12 protein-coding genes are annotated in these 12,184 nt (G+C 67.8%); 9 read left to right on the plus strand and 3 right to left on the minus strand.

Going from position 1 to position 12,184, the window contains the following annotated elements; all coding sequences use genetic code 11:
- The first annotated feature begins 58 nt into the window (after window positions 1–58).
- Genes RKE25_RS21815 through RKE25_RS21825 form a run of 3 tightly spaced genes read left to right on the plus strand, consistent with a single transcriptional unit; the run spans window position 59 to window position 4,469 of the window.
- Window positions 59–796 (plus strand): molecular chaperone, encoded by a 738-nt coding sequence (locus tag RKE25_RS21815; RefSeq protein WP_311840184.1) that lies wholly within the window; start codon window positions 59–61, stop codon window positions 794–796.
- Window positions 793–3,528 (plus strand): fimbria/pilus outer membrane usher protein, encoded by a 2,736-nt coding sequence (locus RKE25_RS21820; protein ID WP_311840185.1) that lies wholly within the window; start codon window positions 793–795, stop codon window positions 3,526–3,528. Before RKE25_RS21815 ends, RKE25_RS21820 begins: the two co-directional genes overlap by 4 nt.
- The gene (locus tag RKE25_RS21825; RefSeq protein WP_311842456.1) at window positions 3,528–4,469 is read left to right on the plus strand and encodes a fimbrial protein; all 942 of its coding nucleotides are present in this window, start codon (window positions 3,528–3,530) and stop codon (window positions 4,467–4,469) included. The genes RKE25_RS21820 and RKE25_RS21825 overlap by 1 nt, the downstream gene beginning before the upstream one ends.
- Window positions 4,470–4,473: 4 nt before the next feature.
- Here RKE25_RS21825 and RKE25_RS21830 read toward each other — a convergent pair whose 3' ends face one another.
- Complete coding sequence (locus tag RKE25_RS21830) at window positions 4,474–4,818, minus strand: hypothetical protein (protein ID WP_311840186.1); 345 nt, start codon at window positions 4,816–4,818, stop codon at window positions 4,474–4,476.
- A 307-nt stretch (window positions 4,819–5,125) separates the two neighbouring features.
- Entirely contained in the window at window positions 5,126–5,872 is a 747-nt protein-coding gene (locus tag RKE25_RS21835) for an FAD-binding oxidoreductase (protein WP_311840187.1), read from the minus strand.
- Between the two features lie 91 nt (window positions 5,873–5,963).
- Between RKE25_RS21835 and RKE25_RS21840 the strand changes: the two genes are divergently transcribed.
- The 6 genes from RKE25_RS21840 (at window position 5,964) to RKE25_RS21865 (ending at window position 11,429) form a co-directional block, all read left to right on the plus strand.
- The gene (locus RKE25_RS21840; protein ID WP_311840188.1) at window positions 5,964–6,932 is read left to right on the plus strand and encodes an ABC transporter ATP-binding protein; all 969 of its coding nucleotides are present in this window, start codon (window positions 5,964–5,966) and stop codon (window positions 6,930–6,932) included.
- Complete coding sequence (locus RKE25_RS21845; RefSeq protein ID WP_311840189.1) at window positions 6,929–7,705, plus strand: ABC transporter permease; 777 nt, start codon at window positions 6,929–6,931, stop codon at window positions 7,703–7,705. The genes RKE25_RS21840 and RKE25_RS21845 overlap by 4 nt, the downstream gene beginning before the upstream one ends.
- An 8-nt stretch (window positions 7,706–7,713) precedes the next feature.
- On the plus strand, window positions 7,714–8,433 hold the full coding sequence (locus RKE25_RS21850; RefSeq protein WP_311840190.1) for a pseudouridine synthase: 720 nt from the start codon (window positions 7,714–7,716) through the stop codon (window positions 8,431–8,433).
- Window positions 8,434–8,524: 91 nt separating this feature from the next.
- Window positions 8,525–8,842 (plus strand): metalloregulator ArsR/SmtB family transcription factor, encoded by a 318-nt coding sequence (locus RKE25_RS21855; protein ID WP_311840191.1) that lies wholly within the window; start codon window positions 8,525–8,527, stop codon window positions 8,840–8,842.
- An 80-nt stretch (window positions 8,843–8,922) separates the two neighbouring features.
- Complete coding sequence (locus RKE25_RS21860) at window positions 8,923–10,335, plus strand: DUF2867 domain-containing protein (RefSeq protein WP_311840192.1); 1,413 nt, start codon at window positions 8,923–8,925, stop codon at window positions 10,333–10,335.
- 167 nt (window positions 10,336–10,502) lie between these two features.
- Window positions 10,503–11,429, plus strand: a complete 927-nt coding sequence (locus RKE25_RS21865; RefSeq protein WP_311840193.1) for a DUF2167 domain-containing protein — start codon at window positions 10,503–10,505, stop codon at window positions 11,427–11,429.
- A 40-nt stretch (window positions 11,430–11,469) separates the two neighbouring features.
- On the opposite strand, the gene RKE25_RS21870 is transcribed toward RKE25_RS21865, so the two are convergent.
- Window positions 11,470–12,174 (minus strand): metalloregulator ArsR/SmtB family transcription factor, encoded by a 705-nt coding sequence (locus RKE25_RS21870; protein WP_311840194.1) that lies wholly within the window; start codon window positions 12,172–12,174, stop codon window positions 11,470–11,472.
- Window positions 12,175–12,184: the final 10 nt, after the last annotated feature.

Below are 12,184 nucleotides of genomic sequence, written 5' to 3' on the forward strand. Positions count from 1 at the left end.
GGTTCCGGCGCTCTCCGCCGCCAGGCGGCGGATTCTGATTTCGCAGCGAGGGAAACCCATGAGGAAGTTCGTCTGCGCCCTGGGCGCGGGCCTGCTGGCCCTGTGCCTCGGCGCCCCGGCCGCGCACGCTAATGTGCTGATCGGCGGCACCCGTGTCGTGTTCCCCGCGAAGGACGGCGAGGTCACCGTGCGCCTGACCAACGACAACGACCACCCCGTGCTGGTCGAGTCGTGGATCGACCGCGGCGACGTGCATTCCACCCCCGAATCCGTCGATGTGCCGTTCCTGATCACGCCGCCGCTGTTCCGCATGGAGGCGAAGAAGGAACAGAGCCTGCGCATCGTCTATACGCACGAGCAACTGCCCGCGGACCGCGAGTCCCTGTTCTGGCTCAACGTGCTCGAAGTGCCGCCCAAGCCCGCCGGCCCGCAGGCGGAAGGACAGAACCTGCTGCAGCTGGCGCTGCGTTCGCGGCTGAAGCTGTTCTACCGCCCGGCCGGCCTGCAAGGCGATCCGCTGAAGGCGCCCTCCCAGCTCACCTGGAAGGTCGATGCCGACGGCAAGGCCCTGGTCGCGCACAACCCCACGCCGTTCCACATCACGATTTCCGAGATCTCGGTGAACGTCGGCGGCAAGAATGTGAGCGCGGAGCTGGGCATGGCCGCGCCGCTCTCCGACCTGCGCCTGCCGCTGGCCGCCGGCGCGCCGCGTCCGACCGCCGGCAGCGCGGTGAAGTACACGGCCATCAACGACTACGGCGCCGCCGACAGCTACACGGGTACGGTCGCGCCGTGAGCTTCCTGCGCGCCAGGGACGGCCACGCCCGCGCCCTCGGCCATCCGGCCCGGCGCGCGCTGCTGTGCCTGGCGATCGCCGGCGCGCTCGGCCTGTCCCACGCGGCGACGGCGACGGACGCTTCGCCCAACGGTGCGTCCGCCTCCGCGGCGGTCGACGCCAGCTTCGACCGCAACCTGCTGTCGGGCGCCGGCCGCAACACCGGCGACATCAGCCGTTTCGAGCGCGGCCCAGTGATCATGCCGGGCACGTACCGCACCGATCTTTTCCTCAACGGCGCCTGGGTCGGCCGCGCCGACGTGCGCTTCGCTGCGCCGAAGCCGGACGCGGGCGCGATTCCCTGCCTCACCCGCGCGCTGTACGACCAGCTCGGACTGCCGCTGCAGAAGCTTTCCGCCGAACAGCAGGCCAGTCTCGCCGCCACGGGTTGCATCGACATCGGCGAACTCATTCCCAGTGCAGCGATGAATTTCGACCAGCCGAACCTGCGGCTGGACGTGAGCATTCCGCAAGCCTGGCTGGGCACGCGCGCGCGCGGCTACGTCAGCCCGGAAAACTGGGACCGCGGCGTGAACGCGGCGCTGCTCAACTACAACTTCAACAGCTACCGCAGCACCAGCCGCGGCGTGAGCCAGACCTCGTCCTTTCTCGGCCTCAACGCGGGCCTGAACCTGGGCGGCTGGCAGCTGCGCCACGATTCGACGCTGCTGATGCAATCCGGTGCGGCTGGCACGCCTTCGCGCCGGCGCTGGCAGAACCTCGACACTTACCTGCGCCGCGACCTGCCCTCGTGGCGAGCACAGATGGTGATCGGCGATTCGTATACCGGCGGCGAACTGTTCGACAGCGTCAGCCTGCGCGGCGTGCGCATCGCCACCGACGACCGCATGCTGCCGGACTCGATGCGCGGCTACGCGCCGACCGTGCGCGGCGTGGCGGAGACCAACGCGAAGGTCACCGTGCGCCAGAACGGCGTGGTGCTGTACGAAACCACGGTCGCGCCGGGCCCGTTCACCATTGCCGACCTCTATGCCACCGGCTATGGCGGCGATCTCAACGTGACCGTGACGGAAGCGGACGGCCGTGTGCGCACCTTCGCCGTGCCCTACGCCTCGGTGCCGCAGCTGATGCGCCCTGGCGTCACGCGTTTTTCGGTGGCGGCGGGCGAGCTGCACGATGCCTCGATCCACGCGCGTCCGGCGCTGGCGCAGGCGACGATCCAGCACGGTTTCACCAATCTGCTCACCGGCTATGCCGGCATCGTGGCCTCGTCCGGCTACGGCGCGGCGCTGCTGGGCGGCGCGCTCAATACCCGCTACGGCGCGCTGGCGCTGGACGTGACCGCGGCGCGCGCGGAGATCCCCAACCAGGCCACCCAGAACGGCCAGAGCGTGCGCCTGAGCTACAGCAAGATCCTGCCCGACAGCGATACCTCGTTCTCGCTGGCCACCTATCGCTATTCGACCAGCGGCTACCTCGGCCTGCGCGACGCCATGCTGGCGCGCGACCTGGCGCGCGGCTATCGCTACGTCGATCCGACCACGGTCAGCACGATCGACGGCGTCATCGTGAACAACGTGCTCACGCCCGAGCAGCGCAGAGCGCTGTCCGGCGACACGACCAACGACTTCACCGCCTACAGCAGCCAGCTCGACCGCCAGCGCAGCCGCTTCGACATCAACGTCAGCCAGCGGCTTGGCCAGCACGGCGGCTCGCTGTACGTGACCGGCTCGGCCGCCGATTACTGGAACCGTCCCGGCACCGACGTGCAGTTCCAGCTCGGCTACAACAACACCTTCCGCCGCCTCAGCTACAACCTGTCGGCCACGCGCCTGCGCGATGCCTACGGCCGCTACAGCAACCAGTTCTTCGCCAGCTTCACCTTGCCGCTGGGCGACAGCCTGCACGCGCCGATGTTCGGCGCCAGCCTCAACCGCGACAGCAGCGGCCGCACGATGGAACAGGCCACGCTGAGCGGCACCGCCGGCGTGGACAACCAGTTCAGCTACGGCGCCACCGCTTCGCACGACCACGGCGGCGGCAGCACGGATACGGGCAGCTCGGGCACGGTCTACGGCGGATACCGCGGGCCGTACGCGCAGGTCAACGCCAGCTACGGCAGCGGCAAGGGCTACTCGCAAGGCTCGGTGAACCTGTCCGGTTCGATCGTGGCGCATGCCGGCGGCGTGGTGTTCGGCCAGCCGATGGGCGACACGGTGGCCATCATCGCTGCGCCGGATGCCGCGGGCGCGCGCGTGGTCAATGCCTCCGGCGTGCGGATCGGCCACGGCGGCTACGCGCTGGTGCCGTACCTGACGCCCTACAACCTCAACACCGTGCAGGTCGATCCGCGCGGCCTGCCGCTGTCGGTACAGCTGGACAGCACCAGCAGCCAGGTGGCGCCGCATGCGGGCGCGGTGGTGCTGGTGCGCTTCAAGACGTCGAGCGGCCGCTCGATGATCGTCCGCGTGCACCAGAGCGACGGCAAGCCGGTGCCGTTCGGCGCCGACGTGCTGGACGAGCAGGCGCGCAGCGTGGGCGTGGTCGGCCAGGCCGGACGCATCCTGGTCCGCGGCGCCAACGAAAGCGGCCGCCTGACCGTGCAGTGGACGGTCGGCGACGACCAGCCGGTGCGCTGCAGCTTCCCCTATCAGTTGCCGGCGGCCGCCAAGGGCCGCGGCGATGTCTACGAACAGATCGAGGCGACGTGCGCGCCGGGAGACAAGTCGTGATGCGCCGGGTTCTGCTCTTGCTGCTGACGATCGTGCTCGGGCTGCCGCTCGCGGCGCAGGCCCGCTGCAGCTTCACCAGCGGCGGTACGGCGAACGTCAATATCTCGTTCCCCAACTCCACCATCACGATCGATCCCAATCTGCCGGTGGGCGCCGTGCTGGCGACCTCCGCGCAGTTCTCGCCCTCGCCCGTCTCGCAGATCTCGTGCACCGGCACCACCGCGATCGGCGTGCAGAACGTCGCCGGCAGCCAGCCGAGTTCAGGGTCGATCATCTTCCCGACCGGCGTGGCCGGCATCGGCTACCGGGTGACCCACCCGGATACCTCCAACTACCTCGCGGCCTATCCGGGGGATTCGATCGCCTCGGGCAGCTACCAGATGTCGGTGACGTCGGGACTGGAGTTCGTCAAGACCGGCCCCATCGCCAACGGGGCGACGGTGAGCAGCGGCACCATGGGCTACTGGCGGTACGACAGCAACAGCAATTCGCGGATCGAGAACTTCAACCTCGGCACCACGCTGACCTTCATGTTTCCCTCGTGCTCGGTCAACACGAGCACGATCAACGTCACCTTGCCCACCGTTTCGAATACCGCATTCAACGGCGTGGGTACCGTCGCCGGCGCGACGGTGGTGCCGATCTCGCTGCAATGCGCCTCGGGCAGTCAGCTGTACATCCAGTTCGATACGGCCAATCCGGTCGGCGGCGCCACCGGTGTGATCGCGCCGGCGACGGGCACTGGCCGCGCCAAGAACATCGGCGTGCAGTTGATCAATCAGAGTTTCACGCCGGTGACGTTCGGTACGCCGGCTTTGGTCGGCGCCACGCCGGACGGTCCGTTGAACCTCACCTACTACGCGCGCTATTACCAGACGGCCACGCCGGTAGCGGCGGGTACGGTCAGTGCGACGGCGACGTTCACCCTGACGTACCAGTGACGCTTCAGTCGTAGGTCTGGGTGACCAGCGTCGGCTGCGCGCTCAAGTATTGGGCGAAGTAGACGATTAAGGGGTCTGAGGCGAGCGGCGTGCCGACGGTGTTGTTCACCGACAGCGCATACGACTGCGCGAGCTGCCCGGGGGTGGCGTTGGCGCGCTCCGAGCAATGGAAGCGCACGGGCGCCACCGCGCCCTGCGCGCTGCCGATGCGCTCGGCGCCTACCGAGCACGTGGGTTCGACGACCGCGCCGGAAAAGACGATCGTCCCGCCGTCGGCCATCGCCGCGGCCGGAGCCAGGGCCATCGCGACCAGGCCCACCACCAGCGTCTTGCGTATCCAGATCCGCATACCGCCCTCCCGCGCCCCCTGAAACGGATGAGCGCTTTTCCGGTCTGTCGGCTGCCGGCGACCGGGCTTTAATGGCAAACCCGATGGCCGTCTGGATTTGTGATGAACATCACAATGCGCGAGCGTATGTCGTCAGGCCTATGCCGAAAGGTTTCAGGCCTGTCAGTGACTTACATCAATGTCATGCTGCCGGATCGTGGTAGCGCACCTAGGTGCCCGCCGGCACGTGGCTTTACCGCCGAAGCGACCGGGAGAGGAACGCGGGCACGCCGCGGCGAAAAGACGCCGCGATGCAGTAGGGCCCGGCTCAGCGGGAGGAGATGTACTTCTCGCGACGGATCTGCGGCACCGGCAGGCCGTATTCCTTCAGCGCATTGAAAGCGCCGTCGACCATGTTGGGATTGCCGCAGAGATAGGCGATGTCGCGGTCCGCGCTGGGCGAAAGCTCGGCCAGCACGCCCTGCACATGGCCGCTGCGGTCGTGCGGACGCGGCTCGGCGCGCGCCTGACGGCTGAGGCAGGGGTGGAAGGAGAAACCCGGGTTCTCGCGGGCGAAGGCTTCGAATTCGTCGCCGTACAAGAGCTCGGTTTCATTGCGGGCGCCGTACAACAGGGCCACCTCGCGCCCGCCCTTGGCGAGCAACTCGCGCAGCAACGGCAGCATGGCGCGGTACGGCGTGACGCCCGTGCCGGTGGCCAGCAACAAATAGCGCGGGTGCGCGTCGCCCGGCTGCAGGCAGAAGCGGCCGTAGGGGCCGCTGGCCTCGATGGTCTGGCCCTGCTCCAGGCTGCCCAGCAACTTGGTGGCTGCGCCGCCTTCGACGTAGCTCACGGCGATCTCGATGCGCTGCACCGGCGAATGGCCATCGCCCACGGTGGCGATGGAATAGCTGCGCTTGGTCGGCGCGCCGTCGTCGTAGTGGAAGTGCACCTGCAGGAACTGCCCGGGCACAAAGGCGAGCGCCTGCCCGTCCTCGCGCTCGAACACGAGATGGCGCACGGTGGGCGCCAGCATGTAGCTGTCGACGAGGCGGAGCGTGAAATGGTCGGCCATGGGAATCCGGGAAACAGTGAGTGCGCCCCGCGGAACCGGCCGGCGGGAACCAGCCCGCTATAATAAGAGGCTGGCCCCTTCGGTGCAGCCCATGCCCACCCAGCCATCCTCATCCGCACCCGCACTCGTCGTCGACAACTTGCGCAAGACCTACGGCAATGGCGTCGAAGCCCTCAAGGGCGTCAGCCTGACCGTGGAACCGGGCGACTTCTTCGCCCTGCTCGGCCCCAATGGCGCGGGCAAGTCCACCCTGATCGGCATCCTTTCCTCGCTCGTCAACGCCAGCAGCGGCGACGCGCGCATCTTCGGCGTCTCGGTCAACCAGCAGCGCGGCAAGGCCATGCAGCTGATCGGCCTGGTGCCGCAGGAAATCAACTTCAACGTGTTCGAGAAGCCGTTCGACATCTGCGTGAACGAAGCCGGTTTCTACGGCATCCCGCGCCGCGTCGCGACGGAACGCGCGGAGAAGTACCTGCGCGAGCTGCGCCTGTGGGACAAGGCCCAGGAACAGGCCCGCACGCTCTCCGGCGGCATGAAGCGCCGCCTGATGATCGCCCGCGCGATGATGAACGAGCCGAAGCTGCTGATCCTCGACGAGCCCACCGCGGGCGTGGACATCGAGATCCGCCGCTCCATGTGGCAGTTCGTCAGCGGCATCAACGCCGCCGGCACCACGGTGATCCTCACCACGCACTACCTGGAGGAAGCCGAGCAGCTGTGCCGCAACATAGCGATCATCGACCGCGGCACCATCGTGGAAAACACCACGATGAAGCGCCTGCTCGCCACGCTCGACTCCGAGACCTTCGTGCTCGACGTCGCCGACGTGCCCGGCGAACTGCCGGCGCTGGCCGGCGTGAACCTGCGCCGCGTGGACGACCACACGCTGGAAGCGGAAATGTCGCGCGCGCACGACCTCAACTCGATGTTCACCGCACTGTCCTCGCACGGCGTCACCGTCACCTCGATGCGCAACAAGACCAACCGATTGGAAGAACTGTTCGTCCGCCTGGTGGAACAGGGCCGCAGCGCCAAGGCCGCACAGGAGCAGGTCGCATGAACGCCTCCGGCAACCTCGTCGCCCTGGGCACCATCGTCCGCCGCGAAATCGTGCGCATCATGCGCATCTGGACGCAGACGCTGATCCCACCGGCGATCACGATGACGCTGTACTTCGTGATCTTCGGCAAGCTGATCGGCAGCCGCATCGGCACCATCGAAGGCGGCTTCACCTACATGCAGTACATCGTGCCGGGCCTGGTGATGATGAGCATCATCACCAACAGCTACGGCAACATCTCCAGCTCGTTCTTCGGCGCCAAGTTCAGCCGCGCGGTGGAGGAGATGCTGGTGTCGCCGATGCCCAACTGGGTGATCCTGCTGGGCTATGTCACCGGCGCCGTCACGCGCGGCATGATCGTGGGCGCGCTGGTGCTGGTGATCGCGCTGTTCTTCACCCATCTGCAGGTCGTGCATCCGCTGATCACCTTCGCCTCGGTGCTGCTGGGCGCGACGATCTTCTCGCTGGCGGGCTTCGTGAATGCGGTGTACGCCAAGAAGTTCGACGACATCGCCCTGGTGCCGACCTTCGTGCTCACCCCGCTGACCTACCTGGGCGGCGTGTTCTATTCGGTGAACATGCTGGCCGAGCCGTGGCAAAGCATCTCGCGCGTCAACCCGATCCTGTACATGGTCAACGCCTTCCGCTTCGGCGTGCTGGGCGTGAGTGACGTGAGCATCGGCGTCGCCTTCGCGGTGATGCTGGTCTTCGTGGCCGGCCTGGCGGCGATCGCGCTGTACCTGCTCAAGCGGGGCGTGGGCCTGCGTTCGTAAGGCTGTCCATGCGCGTCAACAAATACATCAGCGAGGCCGGGATCTGCTCGCGCCGCGAGGCGGACGAGCTGCTGCTGGCCGGGCGCGTCACCATCAATGGCGAGGTGGTGACCACCGGCGCCAAGGCGCTGGAAGGCGACGAGGTGCGCGTGGATGGCGAGATCGTCAAGCCGCGCATCCTGGCGGCGACACCGGCGGCCAAGCGTGCCGTCTACATCGCGCTGAACAAGCCGGTGGGCATCACCTGCACCACCGACCAGAGCGTATCCGGCAACATCGTCGACTTCGTCGACCACCCGCAGCGCATCTTCCCGATCGGCCGCCTGGACAAGGATTCCGAAGGCCTCATCCTGCTCACCAGCAACGGCGACATCGTCAACGAGATCCTGCGCGCGGAGAACAACCACGAGAAGGAATACCTGGTGGCGGTGAACAAGCCGGTCACTGAGGAATTCCTCGCCGGCATGGCCAAGGGTGTGCGCATTCACGGCCAGATGACCAAGCCCTGCCGCACTCGCAAGATCGCCAAGTTCGGCTTCGGCATCGTGCTGACGCAGGGGCTGAACCGGCAGATCCGCCTGATGGCTGCCGCGTTCGGCTACCGGGTCACGCAGCTGCGCCGCGTGCGCATCGTCAACGTCAAGCTCGGGCACCTGAAACCGGGACAGTGGCGCAATCTCACCGACGCGGAGTTGAAGGGGCTGCTGCCGCATCGCACGCAGTGGTGATTCCATTTTCGAGCGACGCCTCATCCGGCGCTTGACCCGGCGGGGCGCCGGGGCTATACATTTAGCAACTTCGTTAATTGCTTAAGAGCTGATGGCCGTCGATCTCGTCTTCGAAGCCCTGGCATCCCGCCCTCGCCGTGAAATCCTGGCCTATCTTTCGGCCCAGGAATTGACGGCCGGCGAGATCGCCAGCCGTTTCGCGATGAGCGCGCCGGCGATCTCGCGGCACCTGTCCGTGCTGGAAGGCGCCGGCCTGGTGAGCAGCGAGCGGCGCGGCCAGTACGTGGTGTACCGGCTCAACAAGGACAACCTGGTGAATACGCTCACCGGTTTCGCCTTCGAGGTCTGCCCCAAGGCCGGCCCGCTGAAGCGCGAGTCCCGCCGGCTCGCTGCGCGCAAGGCGACCTGACGGGCGCCGGACGGAAGTCAGGGGAACGCAAGAAGGATGTTCATCCGGTGGCGCCGCGCGCCGCCCAGGAGGAGTGCGTCATGGCGATACAGGCACGGAGCGTCGGCACATTTCCAGGCACGTCGATTCCCTCGCCCACCGGCGGCCTGCCGGTGGAAGTCACGCTGATCGCGCAGCTCGGTCACGGTGTCGGCGACCAGCTGCACGCCGGTGCCTCGGCGCGCCAGCGTGCCCACCCTGCCTTCGTCGACGCGCTGGACGAACCCTCCACCCGGCTGGGCGGCAGCGATTTCGCCCGCGGCGATGCCACCGCGCTCTACACCTTCGCGGTAGGCGCCAAAGGCCACCCGTTTCACCGGCACGCCGGGCATCGCGTCTTTACCGCCATTTCCGGCAGCGGCGGCGCGCAGCTCCGCTTCGCCGCGGCGACGCCGGGCGAGCTGGCCGAGGATCCCGGATGCTTCGGGCGCCGCTTGCACCATGTGAATATCCCGCCGGATTGTCTGTTCACCGTGCGCTTCGACGGGGAAACCTGGCACCAGTTCGCCCCATTGAATGCCAAGAGCGGACACCCGGCACTGTTCGCCATCTCCTGCCACACCAATGAACTCGGCGGGGAGCTCAGCGACACGCTGCGGCGACAGGTGCTCGCGGGGGAGGCTTCGATCCCCTCGCTCACCGAAACGCTGCCCGATGCCGTCGTCGCATGGCTGGCGGCCAATCCTCCTTCGCCCGAAGACGTTCCCACCATAGCGCTTGCGCTGGATGCCGCCCCGGGCTCGCTGCAAAGCCGGCTGTGCCGATGGGCACGGAGCACGCTGGGCCGGCTGCGGGGCATGCTTGCGGCCTGTCGCCGCGCGAGCGGCTTTCTCCGGGAAACGCATGGGCGGATGCCGGTCCAGGCCATCGAGACGCCCGCTGACTCGCTGCTGCGCGGACAGCTGGAAACCACCTATCAGCACGAGGACATGGTGCGCATCCGGCTGCATGCCCCAGCGCTGGCAAAGATGGGCGCACCACGCTTGCTCGCCGCACTGCTCGACGGCTTCCTGCACAATCCGCCGGCCAGCGTGTCGCGCATGATGGCCTTGCGCAACGCACTGGTGCGTCCACTGGGGCTGCGTACGTCACCGCTAGGCTGCCCGGTGTCGTCGCTGTTGTCGCGCCATGCGACCGACACCTTCGACGGGCGTTTTCCGGTGCTCGCGCAATCGGTGCAGGAGCGACACGCCCAGGTCATTCTCGGCGCCGACGACAAGCATCTGCGCTTCCGCTCCTGCGTGGCGGTACGCGTGGTGGACGTGGCGCATATCGAGCTGAGCCTAGGCACGCGCGTGCATTGCAGGAACCTGTTCGGCCACGTCTACATCGCGCTGATCGAACGGGTGCACCGGCACCATGTCAGCCCGGCGATGCTGCGCATGGCGGCTGGGCACGCGTTCGCCGAAACCGGAATGAAACGCACCGCCCTGCAGATCGCAACCTCGCCATAACGATGCCCTACCGGGCGCCATTGGGCGGGATCGCCTCCGGCCGGCGGTTGGCAAACCATTACCGCCGCTGCGAAAATCGGCGCTCCATCGCGCCAGAGGGACGCGGTGGCTACGCGCGCGACCCGCTCGCGCGTGCTCATCAACGGACGATACCCAGGGACCCGCACATGAAAACCAGACTCCTGCCGGCGCTCGGCTTGCTGGCCGCCTTCGCATGGACCTCGCCGCTCCTCGCCGCGCCCGCCGACGAACCGGCGAGCGAAGAAGCCGCGTCCACCGAGACCGAGGCTTTCCTCCAGTCGCTGCATCCGGCCACCGGCAACGTCGCCATTCCCGGCGCGCAGGCCACGCTGAAGCTGGAGAGGGGTTATAGCTTCCTTCCGGCCAAGGAAGCGCAGGATGTGCTGACCCGCCTGTGGAACAACCCGCCGGACAACGAAGTGCTGGGCATGATCCTGCCCAGCGAGGACACCAAGGTCCTGCTCGACGACAAGGCCTGGGCGGTGGTGGTGACCTTCGTCGACGAAGGCTACGTGTCGGACGAAGACGCCGCCAAGATCGACTACAACGAGATGCTCAAGGAGATGCAGGCCTCCGCCAAGGACGACAACGAGGAACGCCTGAAGCAGGGCTACCCCGCCGTCGAACTGGTCGGCTGGGCCGAGGCGCCGCACTACGATGCGTCCACGCACAAGCTGTACTGGGCGCGCAACCTGCGCTTCAAGAAGGCCGACGGCGCCGACGAAGGCGCTTCGCTCAACTACGACATTCGTGTGCTCGGCCGCCGGGGTTATCTCTCGCTCAATGCACTGGCGCCGATGGACCAGCTCGCCCAGGTGCGCGCCGATATGCCGAAAGTGCTCGAGATGACCGAGTTCAACGACGGCGAGCGCTACACCGACTACAACGCCAAGACCGACAAGGCGGCCGCCTACGGCATCGGCGCGCTGGTGGCGGGCGGCATCGCGGCCAAGGCCGGCCTGTTCGCCAAGCTCGGCGCGATACTGCTGGCCTTCAAGAAAGTGCTGGTAGCCGGTGTGATCGCGCTCGGCGCCGCCCTGGCCAAGCTGTTCGGCCGCAAGAAGGCGGAGTAAGCCGCGGCATGCGGGGGCGCAGGTTGGGGCTTGTCCCGGCCTACGCCTCCTCCTCCAGCCGCACGCCGAGCGTCGACAGTCGCCGCAGGCCGTCCGCACTGGGTACCAGCGCACGGCCCTGCGATGCGCGGCGCAACCAGCCGGCATCGAGCATCGACGCCGTCATCGCTACGCCGAGCGGGCCACCGACGTGGAGGCGCCGCTCGGTCCAATCCAGACATCCGCGGCCGTGCAGGCGCAGCAGTCCATCGGTGGACCCGGCTTCCAGGCCGGCAGCGATCAGCGCCGCCGCGCCGACCGGCAGCAGGCGCAGGCCTTCGCTCGCCGTTTCCAGGTAACCACGCGCGAGCATCGACTCGCATAGCGCGACGCCAAGCTGCCCGGCCAGATGGCGGTAGCAGGTGCGCGCGCGGCGCACCGCGGCGTCGGCTGCGGGCTTGAGCGCGGCCGCGCTGGAGGCACGGGGCATGGCCAACGCTTCGAGCATCGCTGCCACCTCTTCGTTGGCGAGGCGGTAATAGCGATGCCGGCCCTGCGCATGCAAGGCCAGCAGGCCGCCATCGAGCAGACGCTTCAGATGCGCGCTGGCGGTCGCCGCGCCGACGCCAGCGACGCGCGCGAGCTCGCCCGCCGGACGCGCGGTGCCATCGGACAACGCCAACAGCATGGCCGCCCGCGCCGGCTCGGCAAGCAACGCGCCGACTTCGGCCAACTGGTAGCGGGTCATGGCGGTGCCGTCGTTCATGCGTGGAGTC

The sequence above is a fragment of the Dyella sp. BiH032 genome (genome assembly GCF_031954525.1).
GTDB lineage: Bacteria > Pseudomonadota > Gammaproteobacteria > Xanthomonadales > Rhodanobacteraceae > Dyella_D.